Source organism: Pseudoalteromonas caenipelagi (assembly GCF_013140855.1).
Classification (GTDB): Bacteria; Pseudomonadota; Gammaproteobacteria; order Enterobacterales; family Alteromonadaceae; genus Pseudoalteromonas; species Pseudoalteromonas caenipelagi.
This window is the reverse complement of record NZ_JABBPG010000003.1, coordinates 392,216-414,241: the sequence shown is the minus strand read 5'-3', so window position 1 is coordinate 414,241 and position 22,026 is coordinate 392,216. Positions and strand designations below refer to the sequence as shown.

Sequence of the window (22,026 nt, the reverse complement as noted above, 5' to 3'; positions counted from 1 at the left end):
GTGGTGTATGAGAGCTAACCTTTTTGCTTTATTATTCTGTCTTTTAGTCACTTTTAGTGTTTTCTCAAGCAATGCTAATGAGAGAAACATTAGACATTATATTCCTAAGTCATATGTTCATTTAATTAATTCAACGAATAAACAGGTAGCTTGTGCGAATAAAGTGCTAACACGCTCAACTTACCTTACTAAACAGATCATTACCGTTGGACACATGCTAAACACTTCTAGCAATGATGCAGTACCCAACGGGTTGACGAATCTATTTTTGATCGCATTGGCCGAAATAACCCAAGATAGTGCGATACAAGTCATGACCGCGGGATTTCATCTAAATCAATCTTTACATTATCAAACAACCCCAGCATATGACAAAAAAATCTGGGATCATGTTGTAACAGGCCAAACCTCAGGCTTTGATAAAGGCATCGCGGGAAAGGGCCGCACAGGGGGACTATTCAGCAAGTACTTTGGTCTTGGTATCGCTGATTTATCTAGTCAAAGCTTGCTGCTAATGGACTTTTTACTGACTAACAAACAAGGGATAGTAGAATCCACCGCGTCAATGGCAATGATCCTCGAATACCTAGATAACAGTACTGACAGCGAAATATCTGATAAAAACAGTGGCTTTTACTTTTCATGGTCGGATGATGTTGGAGAGAGTATCACGTTAGCGCAAAAAGTAATCAGCAGTCAGGCTGCACTAATATTTTTAGAAAAGATAACGGGGCTAAATCTCAAATGCAATAAAACAAAACACACGCGTGCGTATAATGAAGATATTGAAGCGATAGAGGTTCGCTATCACCATACGGATGTGCCAAAGCAAAGTAAACGCTTTTATTTTCCTAGGCAGTATCGTACTACATTGGAGTGTAGTTTGCGCAAAAACTATCACTGCCAATTTAAATTCAAGCATAGACTTAACCGAGACATAATAGTGTATGTTGAAGAAGCATTTCGTAATGCCTTCAATGATGAAGCTAACGTTGATGTTTCCTGCCAAGAACACAAAGGCACTCTAAGCTGCTCTGCTGTCGGAGAGCTACGCTCTTTTAGTAAGAGTAAGTTCAGAAAAAACTTATACGGCTAGTTGCCGTTTCACTAACCGTAAACAAATCGTGCATCCTCAGGCTTTGTAACCTTAAAAAGCTTGGGATAAGCAACTAAGTACACCTAGCTGCATATTTCTCATCTAAATCTGGTGCAAAACTCACTCAATGGATAATAAAGCCTAGTTTAGATAGTGCCCTGTACAGTTTGTACTAGTATATAACTTTTAAAACTCGTGATTTACACCGTACAAACATATTAGCTCTGAATATAAAAATACAAGGACAAGATATGAATACATTATATATAAAGTTAATTTTTATAATATCTCTGATTACACTGCCTATAAGTGCTAAAGCCGACATTTTAGGGACGAGCATCGCAGCCTCAGGAAAAGTAGCCTCGGCAGCCATAACAGGAGAAACTGTACAAAACCTAATTGAAAAAGCAAGAAGAGAAGCTAAAGCTTTACTGGCGGAAGCAGAAAGCTCAGGTAATGTCCTGATGACAAGAGCCGCTGATGAGCTTAACCTAACAGCTGACAATGTTGAGCGCATGCTGTCTAGTCAATTGAACACCGTTTACGATGAAATAGACGAAGATAAACGAGATCTGTTAATAGGGCTCGCGTCCGCTACAAAAGTTGCTACGAAGCTCAGTGATAAAGCTTATACACTAAAGGACACCGTTTCTTTAGACATAAGATCTATTTTAGGTGATATACCATTTGTTAAAGAAAGCCTCGTTTTACAACGTATTACTGGCTTATCTGCCATTGCAGGAGAAGATCGCTACAAATTAAGAATTATTGGTTCTTATTTAGGTTTACCGGGCGAGAGCCATAGTTCGCGCATTGACGTTTTAATTGATGGAAATCTTGTAGAAGGCGTTGAAGTTGATCCGAAAGAAATACATCTAGTAGAAATTTCTATTCCCTCGGCGAGCATAGAAAAATACTTGTTGAAAGATAAACCAGCAAGGATCCCGCTAACACTCAAGATCAGTCAAACCTTCAAAGAGCCCCTGTTTGGCTTTTTATGGCATGTAGATAATAAAAAAAGCTATGAAGCAAACATGAATATCAACCTATACCCAACTTATGCCGGTGATGTAGAAGTCATAGCTAGACATCAAATATTGGGTTGGAAAGCCTCACAAGCGATTGAAAGAGATATGACTCACTCAGACCACTGCTCTAAGAATTGCAAAGGTCACCATGGGACGACCCATGAAGTTAAAATATCTGTTGCTGGTAACTCCTCACAGCCTCAAATAGGCCAAAAAAGAATTACAAGTGCTAAATGTAAGCGCATTGCAGGTACTTCGGGTTATAGCGTAGACGAAGGAACCAGTGTGTCACAAGATAAATCCACCGCAAAATGTCGGATCCGCTTCAGGACTCAATCTCAGACGTATAGATTGACGGCTAAAATTGAAGAGTATGGTGTTATTGAAGAGAAAGATACTTCGGTTACGGCAGCGCTAACCTTTGACGAAACAACTGAGGTTAGAATACCTAAAACGACTATAGAAACATTCATTAAAGGGAAGCTAATTACGGGTGACAAAGTTGACATGGTCGGCTCTCAAACAACTAATAGTGGTTTAGTTAGCATAGTTAGACGCCTAGACAATACAAATGATAAATCTGTGATTCTTAGTGCCTCTAGACCTGACGAAGCACTCTAGCTTAATCAAAAAGTTAGCGCATGAATATGGGCTTTTAGTGCTTGGGCAATAATACCAGGCGACAAACAGTCGCCTGGTATAAAGCCACAGAAGAAAGCCACAAAAGTCCAGAGTTTATTTTTATGCTCGAGAAGAGAAAAAATGACTTTATTGGAACAGAATGTTGGGCAATTCGTAACATACGATTCTTTACCCGACGAACCTTATGGATTAGACGAAATTAGAAGATATCTCGCTTCTAAAAACCAACTTAGATTCGTAACCAATCAAGAACTTGAAGAAGTCTGTGACCTAGAGATAGTTGAGGAACTCTCTGCAAACTTAATCAATGAGGATATAAAAGAGAATGTAGTGGTCAATAATTTTTAGCCACATTGTTATTAATTTCCCAGCGTTGCTTTCCTTTAACAATAGGTGAGCGACCACTGTTATGCAGACAGCCTCTTGCCCTACACCCGACCGTTCATATGAACTGATTGGTTTGGGGTGTTAGTTTGGAAGAAGTGGTATGAGCTTTTTACGAGAGGCTGTAAGAAACAAACATGCCTTCCTACCCCACATAGATAAGTAAAAGTTTTTAAATCGCGACGGCTTTGTCACGCTATATATTAGATAAAAACAGCTTGATTATGTGAAAATATAACAGCCTGATATTCGGTTGGAAAAGCAATTTAGCGATTTGGTAAGGCTATAATAAGTGATGTTAATTTGTTTTCTGCTCTTTGTAGATTGCTTTAACTGATTTCCTACTCATTACCTGTTAGCATTTTTACAAACCAAGAGGTGCTTTTAATGAATTTGGAAGTTTTAGATTTTTTGCTTAATAACGAAAGCTACATCGAAGACATGGCTTCTTCAAGTGGTCTTGATTCTAATGCTAGTTTTGGAATTCTAAAGTTACTTATTGCAAATAAAGGTGATATCAGTGTGCTCAAGGGTAAGCAAGTTTATCATTACGACAATGTGATCAAACCATTGCTTCAGAACGTGCAATGTGAAGGGCCCATTGGAGCAATTGAGGATGAAGAGGGAAATTGGGTTTCAAGTTGTGTTAATGGCGGCATCGTTGATGATGAATCTCTTTATCAAAGTTATTTGGAAGACGATTTTAAATGTCAAATATGCAGGTATGACACAGAAAAGATGTAACAATAACTAGTAAGGCTACAAAACGTTAGCTTGCGCCGTTTACTCTTGGCATTTACCGCAACAGCGTTACAAGCTTACGCTCAAAGGATTCTAAAAGTATTCCGTTTTTGCAACATAATCCGAAACAAGAAAAACCCAAAGTTGAAACATTAAAAATACCTGTTGACCAAGCTAAAACCAACTGATAGCTTAAAGCTGCAACCGAAAGCCAATCGACTTAATTGTTGTGGGTTGCAACGTAGCAGTAGCTATAGGCTTAAATTCAATGATAACGAGACTACAGTCATCGTTCACTTCAAAAAGACAGGCGCTAGTTCTTAACTGGCTGCCTACAAGCGCTCAGTGTGCACTGAAAAAATCACATAAAGTTATATTTACATACTCAGGAGATAGTTATGTCTTATAAAGCGTGGACGATGCTAGTTGCTTTTGTGCTTTTTGCAACTGCATTGTTTATATTATATGACCTATTTTACAACACCATAGGTTTAAACCCGTTTGATGGGAAGTTACCAGATGTTAAAGCGACCATCATAAAATTAGTTTCATTTGGTACTTGCTTAATCACTGGTGGCCTTTTAATAGACCATAGTCGATAAATTTAAGGGAGCTTAGCTCCCTTTTACGTTAGTGTGTAATATGTACTAAATTATTGAACAACACTTATTTGGTCCTCCAAAAACAACCCTGAATTAACGACTTCTTGCTTGGTAAGTTCTGGTGACCTCGTAAATAAGATTACATTCAGATTTACTTCAGCCCTAGAAAAACATACATATGCAAGTTTAGAAGTTCTTGAGAGCTGCCCATCAGTACCTTGACCATATACTTGGGGTGATAACGTTTTTGTAAAGCTATATTGATTCCATGCAGCCTCAATATCATCGAAGACAGCTACCACATTAGGATACTCTTCACCCTTTACACCGTGCTGTGTGCTAAAAGGAGTATTGTCGTTTATAAAATGGTAGTAGTTAGGAAGCTCTGATGTATTCATACTAAAAAAGCTTTCCGCGAGCCATTTGCCTTTTTCGCTTTGGTGCACCTCTTTACTAAATTCAATATTGATAGGCTCTCTTTCAATATCTTCTAATAGCCTCTCAGATAACCCAATCAACTTGTTATCTAAAGCAAATTTCAAAACTTCCTTTAATGTTTTTCCTTCCCAAAGCTCATATAAAGTTTCCATAGAAGTCTTGGCCAACTCAATCATTTTCTTTATAGACTTAGAACTATTTTTTCCATCGGGATCGAATGCTGGACTATTTTGCTTCAAGATAGATAGTGCTTGTGTAGTGTTTCTTGCAGTATGGGCTTCAATTAGCGGGATTATAATTTGTGTGAAGGGACGAAGGAGGTAATGTTCTCCAGACTCATAGGTATCCTGTGAATATGTGGATGAAAATTCGCCAGTAAAAAGCCTGTGCAGATTTTCAAACCCTAAGCGTCTCGCGATCATTTGCCTGACTAGAAATAGGTGCTTAACATCTTTCCTATCGTGCCAGCCAATGTCCTTAATGACTTTGTCATATTTGATTGCAACTCGGTCAAGTTGCTCATCACTATATTTGTTTCTGGGAGCTTCAGGTTTTTCAGCCTGAACAAGGGATAATCGAACGCTTCCTTTAACCTTCGCATTCTCACCACTAGGTATTTGTTCAATATCTTTTCGATATCGATTCAGCAGATTAATTACCTCTGGGCAACACCTGTAATTTTCTCGTTTTCTTATGACAAAAGAACCTTTGGGCCCAGCAAAGTTTCCCATACCACGATCGTAGATTTGTTGCATTGGGTCACCAAAGTATCCAATAAGAGGCAGACCTTTTGAAGAGCACACCGTATTTAACGCTTCAACAATTTCCCCAAAAGTATCCTGTGCTTCATCGATAAACATATATGGGTATCTTTGCCCAATGACTTTCTGCAACAGTCGATTATTTGAAATTAAATGTCCAGAGATGCTGATTACATCATCATGGCTCAACTCACCTTTCAGGTAGTTACTAAAGCTCGAAAGGCTGTCATATTTAAATTCATCTACTGAGTCAATCTTCGCAAGGATATCTTCATACTTTTCAACCTTTGCACGAGCGTCTCTCGCAGACTTCGTATCTTTACCAGTGTCTTTTTCTCTTTGCTTTTTTAGCTCTGTGGGTATTATCACGTCGGCTAGGCAATTTCGTATATCAGTACTAAAGCGTTTTATTTGAGACCATAAAAAGCTATGCAAGGTAGATATTTCATAGAGGTCATCCCAGCCTAATCGTTCAGATATGACGCCAACGCCTCGATTTGTAAAAGTTATACAAGCGATTTGTTGTCCTTCTCTTCTTAAAGCTGAACCATATTTTTCTCTTACGTAGCCAAGTGTCAGTACGAGAGAAGTAGTTTTCCCTGAGCCCGCGCCCGCAATGACTGTAAAACTTTCAAATTCATCTATACATGAACGAATATTGAGGTCAGCTTCTGTGGGCTCTATAGTTCTTCGTTGTGGAGTAGACATTATTCTTTCTCCTCATTCAGCAATCCCAAATTAAGCCTTTGCTCTAACCATTTAAGGCCGTTTGCTATGTAAGATGGAGTTTCCCATGGGTGCTCAGATACTATAAGATCGATGGCAAATTCAGTCTTTTTAAAAGTTGAAGATTTAACTGTTTTAAATACAGTTTCGTGATCTTGCTTTGCATCACCCGTAAATACTATTTCACTAACTAAACTTTTACTTTTAAAAGCCTCAATGTTTTCATATATAATCGCTTCTTCAAGAGTCCGACCATGCATTTGTATATCTTTACCATATGTTGGCGTAAATATCGATTTTTGATAAGCAATATAAGCACTGTTGTCAGCAATAATCACTTTTGCTTGTTCTAGTTGGTTTAAGCCTTTAACTGTCTCGGTATTGAGAAAATACTTTAAAGAGGAATTAGAAGTGATAGCCCCCTCAAAGTTAGCAATACAAGCTTTTCTATTGTTATTAGGATCGACTGAATCAATATCGGTGATTACAAGGTATGGAATGCCTAAAAACTCTAGTAACCCAGCAAAACGGCTTGCATAAGCTCCGCCAACTTCAAGGGTAGTGATATAATTGCTCTCTAAGGTAGGCGAAGATTTTTTTATCATATTTGGCAGGAGTAGCTTTTCCGCAGCCCCCTCAATCAAAATAGCCGCATCTGCAAAAAACAGGTCGCAATGTGTGATACGTATATATTTTTTGAGAAACTTGAGCACCTCATTTTTATCAACCTCCTTTTCTGATAAAGATAGCCCGTCAGGCATGAAACTTCTCATACTCAGTACTTTTGAAGCGTTCAATATACGTGCAGTGCTTTCTTCCTGCACTTTAGATAAACATCTTTTGAAGTATCTAACCTTTTCAAATTCTACTTTATCGAGAATATGAGAAGAGTGTGTTGTTATGCATAGCTGAGGTTCTTTTGTGTTCTCATTTTGCTTTTCTGCAACATCCGAAATGATAGCCCATACGTTTGCAATAAAAGCCTGTTGAACTTGTGAGTGTAGATGCACCTCAGGTTCTTCAATAAAAATAAGCTGACAAAGCGGGCGGCTACTCTCAGTTGTTATCCATTGGAGATAGAAATGACTTATCTGAATAGCTATATAAACTAGATTTTTAAATCCCAGACCATTATATGCCTCGGGAAGTTCATGTTGGCTTTCCCCATCGACATAAAGCAATTCAGTATTGCCTTGTAGGGCTACCTCAGGGCTAAGCGATGAAATTAAACGCAAGCTTCTATCATTAACTGATGGCACTCCAAGACTTCCTAGAGTATCCATCAAACCACTAAAACTGGATTTATAGTGTTTATTTAAATTGTTATTGTTTTCATCAATAACCTTCATTGCCTCTTCATTAACATCAGGGTGTTGAAGATTATTTTTATAATATGCGCCAAACGCCTTAGAAAGTTTATTGCTTCTAGCTAGCTCTTGATCATCAATATTTCTCTGAGCTTCAACAAAGTCAACGCGCATAATAGACGCAAGCGTTTTTTTAGCTTCTTCTCCGTCTAAATGATGAAGCTTGTAATCGCCGGCAACATTTTCCAAAACAAAATAGTTCAATTTAAAATGGCGAGACATATTGTTCGATATTGCAAGAAACTCAGATAGGCCTTTTTTCCTTCTACCACAATCATCAACAGGAAAAGTGGCTTGGTACTCATCTCTTAGCTTGTCTATATCAAGCGCACTCAACTGTATTCTGATCCCAACTTCAGAAACAAGTGTAGTAAGTTGTGGGATTAGAGTAATTGCACGTCCATATTCAGTATCAGGATCTATAGTGAACCACATATCCATTTGAATACTTGGTAAGCTCACATCTTCTCCATGCCCAAACCTATTTATCACGGAGATTTGAGAGGATGAATAGTCATGAATTTTAAAACTTCGTGTTCTTAAGAAAAGTTTAAAGGCGGCCGTTGCAGATGTTTTACCACTGTTATTTGGGCCAACAAACAGTGTTTCCTTAGCTTCAAAATCAATTTCTACTTTTTCAAGTCTACGAAAGTTTTTGAGGCAAACCTTATTAAGCTTCATATACCTTCCATGAGCATGTGCTTCATACTAAAATTGTAAGTTAAGAGTTACATAAATATCTAGAAGTAGAAAGTTCATTTTGTAAATATCTGATAGCTTACTCAATCCATTAATTTGATGGGAGTGCAGTGGTCAATACTTTTTGGCCACCTGATAAGAGATCGCCCAAGCGTAACTTATACCAAATAGATCACTTTTAGTACTGACACTAAAGCATTTCTGTCCAAAAGTGAGTTTGTCCATCGGTTGGTCACACAGCTCAACCAACCATTAAATGAACCACATCTTTTCGTACACCCGACCGTTCATATGAACTGATTGATTTATAAATTTTGTTTTTAAGAAACTGCGTTACTGTAGCAGTTGATTACGGCAACATCTCTTAGGCTATTATTGGTATCTAACGGGTCGTCAGACAAGTGTACAAAGTTGGCTTGGTTGCCAACCTCTAAGCGCCCTGCCTCAACTCCTAAGTGCATTGCCCCCGCATGAGTGATGGCATGCAGCGATTGCGATTTAGATAAACATTGCTCAGGTAGAAGCACTCGCTCATGTCGTGTATAACAGCCCGGCGCGTATTCCATCACTCTAGTACTGGCTTGCTCTGCCGCGCGCATTGGATTGATTGGTTGTGCAGGAAACCCCGATTGCAAACAAACATTGTAACCTTCACTAATAAGTTGCTGGCAGGGTTGTAATAAAGACTGACCATGATAGCTCTGTACCCACTCATAACCACAGTAGCCAACATCGCCAATATTGATAACGAGTGAACGTTCGGGTGCGTGTGAGGTCATGCTCGACTCTTGGTTTAAACATGTAAGGCTATTGATCTCTCGTAGCCAACTATTTTTTGGTTCAATCAAGTTTATATTTCGTACTGCCCGCTGGTATTCTGATAACACTTTACGGGCAAAAGGGTGCGTATCAATCACACCTAGATGGGTTATCCCCTGCCTTATGGCCGTATCTATTATTTTATCGATATTGCTAAATATGTTATCTAAATAGCTTTGTAGTTGCGATGTTGGCAGCGCTCCAACAAGCCATAACAATTGCTCGTCTTGCAAGCCATATTGATTATCCACCCTCTCTTTTAGCGCTGTTTTACAAGAAAATGGACATGCGCCACTGCTTAATAAGTAGTCATAAACTAAATCTAAAGTGGCATCGTTCACGTAAGCTATGGCACTGCTTGCATCGAGTATTGCAATGGGCCTTTGTACATTTAGTTGCTTAATCAGAGCATAAACTTCGCGTCGGTTTTCATTACTGCTATAGCCTAGCAAACCACTATATAAGCCATAACCTAGTAACCAATAGTGAGGATCTAGCCCTTTGTCTAAATACTGTATGGCGCGTGCAATATAGCTGACGCTATAATTAGGCATTATTTTTTGCCAACTGCAATCAAACCCAAATGGGCCTAAATGGTTCCATTGTTGTAGCACTGCGCTCATCACTAAATGAATACTTGGCTCAACAAAGCCTGGGCAAATTGATTGACGCTCGTCTAAATACTGAACCCGCACTTTTAGATCATATTTAGCTATATAGTCGTTAGCGTCTTGCACGCTACCAAGGAGCTCAATTTTACCCTCTCGTACCACCATAGCATCAACAACCTCTATAAGAGGCTCAAATTGGCAATAGATTTTTCCATAAAAAACAATACTATCAAAATCATTGGCAGGATATTGGTGACTTGCATAAGCACTGCAAAACGACAGCTCCGATAGCTTATCCAGTAATCCATCAAAGAAAATATGATTGAGCGAAAAACAGGCACTTGCCTGCGGTATCCCTGCCATTTTATATACCCAACAAAACACACCATGTAAACGTTAGATGAAATTTCAAAATCTGCCATTACAGCACATTACAGCACAAGCATTTGCATAGCTTAATTCATGATAATTAAATGAATATAATTACAGCGGAGAGTTAAAGGTGAGCAAACTTGGCGGGAGTGATGGCATATCAGTATTGTATACACCATCGTATTTCATATGCTTATTTGGTCGCTTATCCTCATCAATAAGCGACTTTTTACAAGCAACAACTACTTGATAGGTAATGTAATATCTGCAAATAACGCATCCACATCATCTTGATTGCGCAATAAGCTTGCTTTTTCAACAAGATCTTTACTCAAGTGAGGTGCAAATCTCTCAATAAAGTCGTACATGTAACCGCGTAAAAAGCTACCTTTTCTGAAGCCTATCTTGGTTGTACTGGCTTCAAATAAGTGGCTAGCATCAATACAAACAAGATCTTGATCTGTAACTTTATCTATCGCCATTGACGCTAGCACCCCAACACCTAAACCTAAACGAACGTAGGTTTTAATTACATCTGCGTCAGTGGCAGTAAACACAATATGCGGTTCAAGGCCATGTGCATTAAATGCTTTATCAAGCTCAGAGCGGCCAGTAAAACCAAATACATAGGTGATCAACGGATACTTAGCAATATCTTGCACAGTGAGGTTGTGCGCTTTTTGAGCTAAGGGATGATCTCTGGCTACCACAATACTGCGATTCCAGTGATAGCACGGTAGCATTACCAGATCCGAATACAAATGAAGTGCTTCAGTTGCAATTGCAAAATCTGCGTCACCACGAGCCGCTGCATCCGATATTTGTTGCGGTGTGCCTTGATGCATATGCAAAGACACCGCTGGGTATTTTTTCATAAAGCCCTGAATTACCTCTGGTAGTGCGTAACGAGCCTGAGTATGTGTTGTGGCAATATTGAGTTTACCTTGATCGGGTAAGGTATGTTCATTGGCAACCGCTTTGATCCCTTCTACTTTAGATAGAATTTCACGCGCAATATTAATGATTTCATTACCAGCATTAGTAACATGGGTAAGGTGTTTACCACTGCGGCCAAAAATTTGTACGCCTAATTCATCTTCAAGCATTCTTACTTGCTTGGATATGCCAGGTTGAGATGTATATAGGCTTTCAGCTGTCGCTGACACATTTAAGTTGTGATTTAAAACTTCTACGATATATCTAAGTTGTTGTAATTTCATAGCTTATTTTTCTTATTAGTTTTTACAAGGCAATGATCACGGCGCGCTACAAGTTCCAGCTAGGGATAAAGCCAATCTATCTTAGGCTAGCATACTTACTTCTCACGAGATAGCTCTCAAGTAAGATGATTGTGCAACACGTAAAACTATTTTCTTTGGTCTATAATGATAAATGGTGATTTTTTAAAAAAATTTCACCCATATGAACGGAAAACTGTTCAGAATGCAATTAATTGATGTAAGATAAAAATTCATCTTTTGAGTCGTGGTCTAAGAGAAGTCATTTATGTTTGTTTCTATCATTATTATGTTGATTGTTGCATTGATCGTTATCGCTGTGTGGGTCAGTGCAGTTCAGCAACACAGAGAGAAGCAAGAAGCAGAACGTAGAAAAGAGCTCGCCAAGCAGAAAAAAATCATTGAAGAGTCCGAAGACATCATTGTAAATAGCTGTAATATCCCGATGTCTGAATTGATACTGCGCGTTTTGCAGCGTCGAGTGTATGATGCGCTGTGCATTATGGTTGAATTATCCCCCTCCAATAAAGAACTAAAAAACCGCCTTAATGAAGCGAAAGAAAGATTAAACTCGCAGCTTGACCCTGAATCTCAAGCAGACACATTGAGCTTGCCCGATGCTGACAAGCAACTTATCGCGTTAGTACAAGGGATCAAGCGCCTACGACATGTTATTCGCTCTGAACACTCAAAAGGAAAAGTAGATACACAGCTTTTTGTCGCAGAAGATCGCAGGCTAGAAAAACTCCAGCTGCGCATCAATGTTGAAAGCCAAATTAAGCGTGGTGTATCCGCACGTGCTGCCAACATGGTTGGCTCTGCTCGTCAATATTTTGAAAAAGCGTTCGCTACACTTAATGCAGTTACATACACTGACGAATATGTAGCCGAAAAGAAAGCGCAGGTACAAGCCTATTTAGAAGAAATTAGCACTGAGCTAAAAGCTTCCAATGCCTCAGCGGTAAAGAAGAAAAAAGAGCAAGAACAAGACGATTTGGATGTATTATTTGCACCAAAAAAGAAGTGGTAATTATACCACTTCTCCACTTAATGTTTTTATTCAAATGCAAACTTAAGCACAAACAAACCTGTTAATAACCATACACTCACAGATACTTCATGCGCTTTATTACACACTACCTTTACCGTTGTATAGGCGATAAAACCAAGTGCAATACCGTGTGCAATTGAAAATGTCAGCGGCGTCATCAACAACACCACACTAACAGGAATTGCATCGCTCATATCATCCCAATTAACCAGCTTAAGGTTCTGCAACATTAATACTGCTACGTATAATATCGCACCAGCAGTTGCATAAGCCGGTACCATTTTGGCTAAAGGCGCAAAAAATATCATGAGCAAAAAGCATATTCCAACAACCACTGCCGTTAAACCGGTTTTCCCCCCCACCGACACACCAGATACAGACTCAATGTAAGATGTTGTCGTCGACGTGCCGAGCATAGAGCCTGCAATTGTTGCTGTGCTATCTGCCGATAATGCGCGGCCTAATCTTGGCATTTTTCCATGAGCATCTGCCAACCCAGCTTTTTGCGTTACAGCCACCAAAGTGCCTGAAGTATCAAATAGGTCAACAAATAAAAATGCGAATACAACACTCAACATTGACACCTCCAACGCACTGGCGATATCGAGCTCCATAAGTGTTGGTAAGATGCTGGGCGGTGCCGATACAAGCCCCTGATAGGTTATTAAGTCCAAGCCCCAAGCAGCCCCAGTTACAACCAAAATGCTGATCAGCACACCACTTTTTATGTCGCGAAACATTAACGCCGCAATGATAAAGAAGCTGAAAATAGCCAACAGTGGCCCCGCTTGAGTAATGTCACCAAGTTGTACCAACGTAGCTGGACTGGCAACTATGATCCCTGCATTTTTAAGTGCAATTAATGCGAGAAACGCCCCTATCCCCGTGGCAATTGCCTGTTTTAACACCAGAGGTATAGCTTGAATTACCCATTCTCTGATCTTAAAAATACTCAAAATAAAAAACAAACACCCTGATAAGAACACCGCACCTAATGCTGATTGCCAAGAATGCCCCATTCCCAACACAACACCATAAGTGAAAAATGCGTTCAGTCCCATTCCCGGAGCTAGTGCCAGCGGATAATTAGCCCAAAACCCCATAATAAAACACCCTATTGCTGCCGCTATACACGTTGCAACAAAGGCTGCTCCCATATCCATGCCAGCTTGGGCTAACATCAGGGGATTTACAAAAATGATATACACCATAGTAACAAAGGTAGTAAAACCTGCCAGTACTTCGGTTTTAATCGTAGAGCCTTGCTGGCGAATGGCAAAAATGCGTTCTAACATAAGGATTGTATAAAATTGGAAACAAGTGCTTGGATTTTAACATAAATCACTGGTTTATTCGGACAATTTCGTTAGAATTCAGCTACACTTTCTAATAGGTTTATAATTGCGGTTAGACTATGGAACGAGAACAGTTTGAAAATTCGGCCAGCCAAGATTTAGAACAACAACTACTTAATGTGCTTGACTTTGTCACTGCGCCAATAAATAGCGATGCACAGCTACCTGAAGACAACGACCCACAAGCCGCATTTAAAAAAGGCCTATATTATCTTAAAGAGCAGGCTTATCCTCTTGCTGCTAAATGGTTCAGAATGGCGGCAATGTCTGGCAATAATAAAGCGCAGTTCTACCTAGGCCTTCTATTTGTAAAAGGTCAAGGCGTTCCACAAAGCCCATTCCATGCGATGGCCTGGCTCACGCTTGCGCAAAGCCAAGGAATGGAAGCCGCAGATGCAATGATAGAGCAGCTTAAGCCTCACCTTTCAACCAAACGTATTAAAGATGCGCATTGCTACGCGGCTACATTATACGAACAAATTCATCAGCTCACATTTATCAAACCTTAAAATTTAAAGTTTTATATTTCAAATGCATATTAATGTTATGAGGGTGCAGTGTGCCCGTTCGTGCAAATTTGTATAAAAAACTAACAACTTTTTCTTGCATCTAATTACTGTATAAACTACTGTATACAAATACTGTATATAATACCAGTGAGTTGATTATGTTACACGCAAGTTCAGTTTTAAGAATATCGTCTGAGTTACCACAGGCTTCAGTTACTAACCAACACTTAGTTCACACAGCCGATGACATATGTGCCAGCTTAGAGTTGTTGAAAATTATTCATCAATGCAATCAAAAGAAGGGTTGGACGTTGTTGATTGCGCCAGACAATATTCCCAATAAAGCAATGATGGATAGTTGCTCTATTGATGCTAGCAAGCTGTTAGTTATCAGAAAAAAGCACATTGTAGATCTTAATTATGTGCTAACGTCAGCCCTAAATAATGGCAACTTTGCGGCGGTGATCACTTGGACTGATATTCTCTTACCGAGTGAGCTAAAAACAATGAGCTTGCCTAATTCAAGTACAGAAATTTACTGCTTTTCTAAGGCTACCAATCAAGAAGCATGTACAATACCCGCACTGATTTCTTAATTTTGTACAAAGCTATGTGCTACTGCCCTAATAATGCCCCATTTAATGAATGCTGCGAGCCTTTTATTACAGGCTCAAAGCAGCCAACTACCGCAGAACAACTAATGCGTTCGCGCTACAGCGCCTATTGCGTCAAAAATGCTGAATATATAAGAGCAACTTACGTTCAAAGTGAGCAACATAATCACAGCGTTGAAGATATTTTGGCGTTTGCCGACCTAGCACAATTTATTAAGTTAGAAATAATTGATACTGGCGATACCCCCGACGGCAGCTACGTAGAATTTAAGGCATCCTATATTGCAGATAACAAAGTGTGCTTGTTACATGAAAAGTCTTTATTTGTAAAAGAGTCGGATCGTTGGAAATATGCAAATGGTACGATTTATTCAACGCCAGAAGTTAAAGTGGGTAGAAACGACGAGTGCCCATGTGGTAGCGGGAAAAAGTATAAAAAATGCCATAGTCATTGAGCTTAAGCACTTAGCTGCAAAGCACTTTGCATTTGACCAGTTGCGATTTGATCATAAAACCCCGCTGCATTCATGGCGGGTTTTTCATCCTTTGCATGCCCTTCTTTAATCGCTTCTAGGCGCTTTCTTACCGCGATATCACAGTTGTCTACAACAACTAATGGGATATGGGTTTTGTCATCACGAATCACTAGAGGTTCTGGGTTTAAGTAGTCTTGTAATTTCAGCGACGCTAAAGTGCTTTGTGCAAGTATCTTTGCATTATCTTGCCCTATCAGCATATCAAATTGTTCTGGTGCCAATGCACGCTGCGGACCTATTTGTAATTCCTTTTTTAATGCCTGCTCTGATAAATCGGCTTCGCTATCCTGAGCTTCAGGTAAGTGAAATTGACTAAAATCTAATGCGTCTTGAGAAAGCATCGCCAACAGCATAGCAAAATCGGCTCTGCGATGTTCAGCCACACTGACTGACAAAGCACTACCGAGCTGATCTTCTCTGGTCAAGACTGCATCAAGTTGCATAGAGTTTCACCAATTAATTACGAATCTATGCTTTTATCGGCATTTTTTAAAATTTCTTTAGCAGTTTTCTTTACTTAATAAGAAACTTTGTTATTATCAGCGCCGTTGTTTAGGAGGGGTTCCCGAGCGGCCAAAGGGATCAGACTGTAAATCTGACGGCACTGCCTTCGCTGGTTCGAATCCAGCCCCCTCCACCACAAACAACACAAATACAATTTGGAGGGGTTCCCGAGCGGCCAAAGGGATCAGACTGTAAATCTGACGGCACTGCCTTCGCTGGTTCGAATCCAGCCCCCTCCACCAAATTGTATACTCCCATTGCGGAGGGGTTCCCGAGCGGCCAAAGGGATCAGACTGTAAATCTGACGGCACTGCCTTCGCTGGTTCGAATCCAGCCCCCTCCACCATTTTTTAGTCTTTCGCAATAAATAACTGCTTACCATTAGTTTTAAACCAGCTAACCGCTTCTTTGTAGTTACTGTCGTACATTGCAACCAACGACCAAAACGCACGATTGTGAGCCATTACGTGGCAATGAGCCAATTCATGAACCATTACATAATCAATCATTCGTTTAGGAGCTCCTGCAAGTAACACATTAAATGTGAGTGCATAATGGCTCGAACAACTTCCCCAGCGACTTTTATATTCCCTAAATTTAACACTTTCAACTGGCGAGTTCATTTGTACACTTAGAGTGTGTAAGCGACTATCTATATATTGCTCAAGCTCAGCTGCTAACAACTTTACTAACGCTAAGCGAATTGACTTAGTACTCGACTTTGCTGTTATATGCACAACGACTTTTTGTTGTAAATGATCAATATGTGAGGGCAGAACACGGTCACACGTAAATGCGTATTCATTGCCAAAAACAAGTAATTTACCGCTATTCCAAGGTATTTGTTGCTGTACGCTCTTTGCGAGCCGTTGCTGCTGCTTTGCAACCCAGAGCGTTTTTGTTTCAAGCCAACGCTCTACTCCCTTAATGCAAGCGCCTTGGGGGGCATATACTAACACGCCGTTATCGGTCACTTTTAGGGCAATCGTTTTTCGTTTTTTGCTAAGTTTTAGTTGGTATTCAAACATCTTGATTTTAAAAAAATTTCATTGCATCCATTCTACCGCGCAAATTAGCTGCTAATCTAATAAAATAAATCGGCAAAAGGATCAGGTATCTATGAGTGATAAACCATGTTGTCAATATAAATCACCCGATGGCCACCAATGCCAAGAAATTGATATGGGTTCTGGGCTATGTTTTTGGCATGATGCAAAGTTCGACAAAAGTGGTTTAGAGTTAACACATAAACTAGAACGCTACGCCAAGCGAGGTGGCTTATTACAAGGTCTAGAACTTAAGCGAGCGAACCTAGAGGGGCTGAATCTAGTTAAATTTGGTGATCATAATGGCTATGACCTTTCATATAGCAACTTTTATCGAGCCAACTTAAAAGGCGCGCATTTATTTAATAATACCTTTAGTGAAGCGTCTTTAATGAAAGCCGATCTCAGAGAAGCTAACTTACACTGCTGTCACTTAGAAAAGGCAAATCTACTTGGTATCAAGTTAGATAATACCCGAATTGATAACTTATATCTTGGTGATAAGCTCTTGCAAGAACAACAAGCTTCAGTTGCGTTGAAAGAAAAACGCATAGATGACGCAAACGATTTATTCTTGCAATCAGAGGAAATATACCGCTCACTGCGCAAAGGTGCTGAGCAGCAGGGGCTGTTTGAAATGGCGGGCAAGTATACCTATCAAGAACTGCGTATGCGCCACCAACAATACCCAAAAAACTCTCAGCGCAGGTTAGTCTCCAGCTTTATTAACTTACTATGTGGTTATGGTGAAAAACCCGAAAATGTTATTCGCTTTAGCTTAACTATGATTATCGTGTGCGCCATATTGTACTTTCTATTTGGCGTCACCTACGAGGAGCAAATTTTACAACTCGATAGCGCAAATTCTTTAGGCGAGAATATCAGTGCATTACTTAACAGTTTTTATTTCAGCGTTGTCACATTTACCACATTGGGATATGGCGACATCACCCCAATTGGCGTATCTCGATTTATCGCCGCCATCGAGGCTTTTACTGGCAGCTTCTCATTAGCACTGTTCGTCGTCGTATTTGTAAAACGTATGACTCGATAACACTGAGTTTACTATGCAATTTCTTGCTTAAGTTGCTCTAAAAAGGTATGCATAAAGTCTGTTCGCTTACGCGCTTCTTGTTTAGCAGATTCAGTATGCATGTGCTGTGCAATATGTAACAGCTTGATAAAAAAGTGATCAAGCGTATATCGCATATCATCCGCTTCACGACTTTCGCAAAAAGGGTCATCGGGATGATATAAATGCCTAGCAATTGCCCCGCCTACTTTCATACAACGACTCACACCTATTGCGCCAAGTGCATCCATTCTATCTGCATCTTGAACAATCTTAGCTTCCAGCGTCTGTGGTGCGACATTAGCGCTAAAACTATGGGCAACAATGGCATGATGAATAGCATCAAGTTTAGACTTGTCATAGTGAATTGATTTTAAGAATATAATAGCTTTATCAGCAGCCAATTTTGACGCTCGCGCCCGATCAGGATGATTTTTTGCGACGGCCACACAATCATGCAACCATGCAGCTGGTATAACAACTGCCAAGTCTGCTTGCTCTTTCTGTGCCAGCTCTTTTGCTGTTTTCACTACTCTTTCAATATGGGTAAGGTCATGTGCGGTATCAGCAAATACGCTGTTGACCATAAAATTCTTACATGCCTGTTCAATATGTTGCATCACTTTCTCTTATCATTTTGCAAACTCGGTAGTGGAGCGCATTATTTAGGTTACTATCAAAAGATTACTTAATGTAAGTAGTTACTACCAAGCATCTTAACCATATTATTCCTTTGTTTCGATTGTATGTTGGCATGGCCTTCACTAAAATGGCAAGCATTCAATTTTGTAAGGAATTTTTATGTCTTGTGCCCTGTATTTACAGCCCGGTCGAGAAAAGTCTCTAAAACGTAAGCACCCATGGATTTTCTCTAAAGCAATAAAAAAAATAAAGGGCAAACCTGCCTTAGGCGACACAGTAACTGTATATAGCCACGATGGTCAGTATTTAGCAACTGCCGCGTATAGCCCCGACTCTCAAATTCGCGCAAGAGTATGGAGTTTTGATAAAGAAGAGCAAATTGATACCCAGTTTTTTGTCAAACGCTTACGTCGAGCTCTAGATGCTCGTCAGCAAGTAATTGAAGAAGGTGGATTAACAGGCTATCGCTTAAGCGCAGCAGAGTCAGACGGCCTACCCGGTATTACCATTGATAAATTTGATAATTACCTAGTATGTCAGTTACTCAGTGCAGGTGCCGAGCGCCACAAAGGCGACCTACTAATGGCATTGCGTGAGCTGTTTCCTGATTGCCATATTTACGAGCGCTCTGACGTTGATGTGCGTAAAAAAGAAGGTCTTGAAAAAACCACCGGCGCATTATGGGGTGACGCACCGAGCGAGCCTGTTGTCATACAAGAGAACGGCCTAAAACTCGAAGTAGATATTATCAATGGCCATAAAACTGGCTTTTATCTCGATCAAAGAGACAGTCGCGCAGCTCTTGAGCGTTTTGTAAAAGGCAAAGAAGTTTTAAACTGCTTTTGCTACACGGGTACATTTGGATTGTATGCACTGCGTGGTGGTTGTGAAAAAGTCATCAACGTAGATGTTTCGCAACCTGCTTTAGATACAGCAAAGCGTAACGTTGAACACAATAACCTTGACCTATCAAAAGTCGAGTTTGTTAAACAAGACGTGTTTAAACTACTGCGCCAATATCGTGATGAAGGCAAGTTGTTCGACACAATAGTGATGGACCCACCTAAGTTTGCAGAAAGCAAAGCGCAGCTTAATGGCGCTTGTCGTGGTTACAAAGACATCAATATGATAGCCATGCAAATTTTAAGACCCGGTGGTACCCTACTCACCTTCTCGTGTTCAGGACTGATGGAGCAAAACTTATTTCAAAAAGTGGTTGCCGATGCCGCCCTTGATGCAGGTAAAGATTTGTTGATCATGGAGCGCTTAAATCAAGCCGCAGATCACCCTATCTCTGGTAACTATCCAGAAGGTTTTTACCTAAAAGGGCTTATTTGTAAGGTTTACTAGTACGTTAAGCACATGGAAAACTTCCCATACTTTTAGATTGAGTTATTTTCCACCAGACCAATTCAGTTTAGTCGGGCCAAATTAACTTAGGCCCGACTAGCAGATAACACTAGTATTTAAAGAAATACGAGCTAACAAACAAACTGAGGAACATCACCTCCACCAGAATTAGTATATACCTTCGTACAAATCTGTCTCAACGCCATAGATTGTTGCTCTAATCTATTATAAAACGCCTCGTAGCTCGGGTTGTCTACTCCACTATTACCCTTTGTCTTTGAAATACCACCAATTCTATTACCCTGAGCATCTTTTGCTGTTTCATGAAGCGGTAAAAACACAATTGAGCAACTAAAACAGTCCATAAACCAAGTCATCGTATCGCCATTTTCAAGCTTTATCGAATATTGCAGTGGCAACCCATAACTAACTCCGAAAACGCTTGCTTAAGACCGGCCGTAAACAATTGAGAAGCCAGATTTAACTGAAACATTTGAGTTAACGTTTGATTAACTTCGAACCAATTTGCTCCTTGCTTCATCCAATCATATGAGGCGTGAGGAACATCATAAATCATATTTCCTTGTACTATTTAAATAGATATTCATTTATATTGAGTGTCATATCCTTTGAAGAGTTTGGCTTTGAGTAGTAACCAAACAACTGAACATTCTGCTCCACTGGCTTGACACTTAGGGCATGATTATAAAACTCATCTATTACACTTCGATATGCTCGCATAGCGTCGATATAATCTTGCTTTGATACTACTAGATTATTTTGTTCAAAAATAACACTAAGCTCTCAATCATACTCTATCTGAACCAAAAAAGTGCGATGTGTTAATGTTATTGGATCATAGGTAAAGTAACGTTGTTCGAAATAAAACGTTTCTTTATCTTTTCGAGCTTGGGAAATAGCCACACTTTTAGCTTACATAAGTACACTCCAAGCAAGGTATAGCCTTATTACCAGCCCTAACACCACAACTAAATAAACAAAACATGATTAATATATGCACGTATTTACTCATCTTGATTCCTTTCCAATTTCAGTCCTAATTAATTACTAGAATTTCGCTCAATTTCACTTAGTAAATGGTCTAGTTCACTTTGCTGCCTAGGAGATAAACCTGCACGGTTCTCAACTAAGAATGACATCAGATCAATGTTTGACTGGATCGCACGCTTAGCGATAGCTTTTGCTTCGCTAATCTCTCCACTATCTAACTTCTTCTTTATCATGAGCACGTTAGCCGCATTGCTAAAGCTCTCACTGTAAAGAGATGCTTGACCATAATAAATGCCGCCATACATACCAATCAAAACGCCGCATACAAAAAAAGCACATACCGTAATACAGGCTAATATATAATTTTTCATTAAGCCCTCTCATCGATTGCAATACAGCAATTTAATTAAATATCTAAAGCAAAGAGTAGCATGACATATTGTTAATTGTTTAATTAAGTAACAAGCACTAACAATATATACACACCATCATAAAGAGGAGTTAATTCTGGAGCGCTTAAATCAAGCCGCAGATCACCCTATCTCTGGTAACTATCCAGAAGGTTTTTACCTAAAAGGGCTTATTTGTAAGGTTTACTAAGTAATTGAGCGTTACTAGGTACGTACTTGTACCTAGTCTGCTTTTATTATAACTAAGCTTAACTTTTCATGCGTAATTGATGCTGAATAATCCATTCTGTAACAACTTTCCCCTGATAAGCTGGTTAATAGATACGCTACTGAGCCACCGTTCTGATTTGCCAAATTACCCTAGCAATCAATGCCACAAGAATGATGGTGATGCTATGAAAG

General features: G+C 39.7%; 21 protein-coding genes and 3 tRNA genes. 14 read left to right on the top strand and 10 right to left on the bottom strand.

Annotation, left to right across the window (positions count from 1 at the left end; translation table 11 throughout):
* Nucleotides 1-7: 7 nt before the first annotated feature.
* From HG263_RS10290 to HG263_RS10270, 5 genes are all read left to right on the top strand, one after another.
* Nucleotides 8-1,096: a hypothetical protein gene (locus tag HG263_RS10290; RefSeq protein ID WP_171625988.1), complete on the top strand. Its 1,089-nt coding sequence runs from the start codon at nucleotides 8-10 to the stop codon at nucleotides 1,094-1,096.
* Between the two features lie 251 nt (nucleotides 1,097-1,347).
* Complete coding sequence (locus HG263_RS10285) at nucleotides 1,348-2,745, top strand: hypothetical protein (protein ID WP_171625987.1); 1,398 nt, start codon at nucleotides 1,348-1,350, stop codon at nucleotides 2,743-2,745.
* A gap of 141 nt (nucleotides 2,746-2,886) precedes the next feature.
* Complete coding sequence (locus tag HG263_RS10280) at nucleotides 2,887-3,114, top strand: hypothetical protein (protein WP_171625986.1); 228 nt, start codon at nucleotides 2,887-2,889, stop codon at nucleotides 3,112-3,114.
* Nucleotides 3,115-3,537: 423 nt separating this feature from the next.
* Nucleotides 3,538-3,894, top strand: a complete 357-nt coding sequence (locus HG263_RS10275) for a hypothetical protein (protein ID WP_171625985.1) — start codon at nucleotides 3,538-3,540, stop codon at nucleotides 3,892-3,894.
* A 395-nt stretch (nucleotides 3,895-4,289) separates the two neighbouring features.
* Complete coding sequence (locus HG263_RS10270; protein ID WP_171625984.1) at nucleotides 4,290-4,493, top strand: hypothetical protein; 204 nt, start codon at nucleotides 4,290-4,292, stop codon at nucleotides 4,491-4,493.
* Between the two features lie 50 nt (nucleotides 4,494-4,543).
* Here HG263_RS10270 and HG263_RS10265 read toward each other — a convergent pair whose 3' ends face one another.
* The 4 genes from HG263_RS10265 to cysB all read right to left on the bottom strand — a co-directional run bounded on the left by HG263_RS10265 (nucleotide 4,544) and on the right by cysB (nucleotide 11,506).
* On the bottom strand, nucleotides 4,544-6,400 hold the full coding sequence (locus tag HG263_RS10265) for a UvrD-helicase domain-containing protein (protein WP_171625983.1): 1,857 nt from the start codon (nucleotides 6,398-6,400) through the stop codon (nucleotides 4,544-4,546).
* On the bottom strand, nucleotides 6,400-8,466 hold the full coding sequence (locus tag HG263_RS10260; protein WP_171625982.1) for an ATP-dependent nuclease: 2,067 nt from the start codon (nucleotides 8,464-8,466) through the stop codon (nucleotides 6,400-6,402). Before HG263_RS10260 ends, HG263_RS10265 begins: the two co-directional genes overlap by 1 nt.
* Before the next feature lie 338 nt (nucleotides 8,467-8,804).
* Nucleotides 8,805-10,277 (bottom strand): amidohydrolase family protein, encoded by a 1,473-nt coding sequence (locus HG263_RS10255; protein ID WP_171625981.1) that lies wholly within the window; start codon nucleotides 10,275-10,277, stop codon nucleotides 8,805-8,807.
* A 251-nt stretch (nucleotides 10,278-10,528) separates the two neighbouring features.
* Nucleotides 10,529-11,506 carry an HTH-type transcriptional regulator CysB gene (gene cysB, locus HG263_RS10250; RefSeq protein WP_171625980.1) on the bottom strand — a complete coding sequence of 326 codons (978 nt, stop codon included), beginning with the start codon at nucleotides 11,504-11,506 and terminating at the stop codon, nucleotides 10,529-10,531.
* A gap of 286 nt (nucleotides 11,507-11,792) precedes the next feature.
* Here cysB and HG263_RS10245 point away from each other — a divergent pair, with 286 nt between their 5' ends.
* Complete coding sequence (locus HG263_RS10245; RefSeq protein WP_171625979.1) at nucleotides 11,793-12,554, top strand: hypothetical protein; 762 nt, start codon at nucleotides 11,793-11,795, stop codon at nucleotides 12,552-12,554.
* 26 nt (nucleotides 12,555-12,580) lie between these two features.
* Here the strand turns inward: HG263_RS10245 and HG263_RS10240 are convergent, their stop codons facing one another.
* Entirely contained in the window at nucleotides 12,581-13,870 is a 1,290-nt protein-coding gene (locus tag HG263_RS10240) for an NCS2 family permease (RefSeq protein ID WP_171625978.1), read from the bottom strand.
* Nucleotides 13,871-13,989: 119 nt separating this feature from the next.
* Here HG263_RS10240 and HG263_RS10235 point away from each other — a divergent pair, with 119 nt between their 5' ends.
* From HG263_RS10235 to HG263_RS10225, 3 genes are all read left to right on the top strand, one after another.
* On the top strand, nucleotides 13,990-14,439 hold the full coding sequence (locus HG263_RS10235) for a tetratricopeptide repeat protein (protein ID WP_171625977.1): 450 nt from the start codon (nucleotides 13,990-13,992) through the stop codon (nucleotides 14,437-14,439).
* 158 nt (nucleotides 14,440-14,597) lie between these two features.
* The gene (locus HG263_RS10230; protein WP_171625976.1) at nucleotides 14,598-15,035 is read left to right on the top strand and encodes a SulA-like leucine-rich domain-containing protein; all 438 of its coding nucleotides are present in this window, start codon (nucleotides 14,598-14,600) and stop codon (nucleotides 15,033-15,035) included.
* The gene (locus tag HG263_RS10225) at nucleotides 15,008-15,508 is read left to right on the top strand and encodes a YchJ family protein (protein ID WP_246239932.1); all 501 of its coding nucleotides are present in this window, start codon (nucleotides 15,008-15,010) and stop codon (nucleotides 15,506-15,508) included. The genes HG263_RS10230 and HG263_RS10225 overlap by 28 nt, the downstream gene beginning before the upstream one ends.
* Before the next feature lie 2 nt (nucleotides 15,509-15,510).
* Here HG263_RS10225 and HG263_RS10220 read toward each other — a convergent pair whose 3' ends face one another.
* Nucleotides 15,511-16,032, bottom strand: coding sequence for a VC2046/SO_2500 family protein (locus HG263_RS10220; RefSeq protein WP_171625975.1), 522 nt, complete (start codon nucleotides 16,030-16,032; stop codon nucleotides 15,511-15,513).
* Between the two features lie 112 nt (nucleotides 16,033-16,144).
* On the opposite strand from HG263_RS10220, the gene HG263_RS10215 reads away from it, so the two are divergent.
* The 3 genes from HG263_RS10215 to HG263_RS10205 all read left to right on the top strand — a co-directional run bounded on the left by HG263_RS10215 (nucleotide 16,145) and on the right by HG263_RS10205 (nucleotide 16,439).
* Nucleotides 16,145-16,229, top strand: a tRNA-Tyr gene (locus HG263_RS10215).
* Nucleotides 16,230-16,250: 21 nt separating this feature from the next.
* A tRNA-Tyr gene (locus HG263_RS10210) sits at nucleotides 16,251-16,335 on the top strand.
* 19 nt (nucleotides 16,336-16,354) lie between these two features.
* Nucleotides 16,355-16,439, top strand: a tRNA-Tyr gene (locus tag HG263_RS10205).
* Between the two features lie 4 nt (nucleotides 16,440-16,443).
* On the opposite strand, the gene HG263_RS10200 is transcribed toward HG263_RS10205, so the two are convergent.
* Complete coding sequence (locus HG263_RS10200; protein ID WP_171625974.1) at nucleotides 16,444-17,121, bottom strand: M48 family metallopeptidase; 678 nt, start codon at nucleotides 17,119-17,121, stop codon at nucleotides 16,444-16,446.
* Between the two features lie 91 nt (nucleotides 17,122-17,212).
* Between HG263_RS10200 and HG263_RS10195 the strand changes: the two genes are divergently transcribed.
* Nucleotides 17,213-18,193 (top strand): ion channel, encoded by a 981-nt coding sequence (locus tag HG263_RS10195; protein ID WP_171625973.1) that lies wholly within the window; start codon nucleotides 17,213-17,215, stop codon nucleotides 18,191-18,193.
* Between the two features lie 11 nt (nucleotides 18,194-18,204).
* Here HG263_RS10195 and HG263_RS10190 read toward each other — a convergent pair whose 3' ends face one another.
* Entirely contained in the window at nucleotides 18,205-18,831 is a 627-nt protein-coding gene (locus tag HG263_RS10190; protein WP_171625972.1) for an HD domain-containing protein, read from the bottom strand.
* A gap of 181 nt (nucleotides 18,832-19,012) precedes the next feature.
* On the opposite strand from HG263_RS10190, the gene HG263_RS10185 reads away from it, so the two are divergent.
* Nucleotides 19,013-20,203, top strand: coding sequence for a class I SAM-dependent methyltransferase (locus HG263_RS10185; RefSeq protein ID WP_171625971.1), 1,191 nt, complete (start codon nucleotides 19,013-19,015; stop codon nucleotides 20,201-20,203).
* Between the two features lie 131 nt (nucleotides 20,204-20,334).
* On the opposite strand, the gene HG263_RS22175 is transcribed toward HG263_RS10185, so the two are convergent.
* Nucleotides 20,335-20,580, bottom strand: a complete 246-nt coding sequence (locus HG263_RS22175; RefSeq protein ID WP_216628409.1) for a hypothetical protein — start codon at nucleotides 20,578-20,580, stop codon at nucleotides 20,335-20,337.
* Between the two features lie 684 nt (nucleotides 20,581-21,264).
* A complete protein-coding gene (locus HG263_RS10180) occupies nucleotides 21,265-21,585 on the bottom strand; it encodes a hypothetical protein (protein ID WP_171625970.1) in 321 nt (106 codons plus the stop codon).
* Nucleotides 21,586-22,026 lie beyond the last annotated feature (441 nt).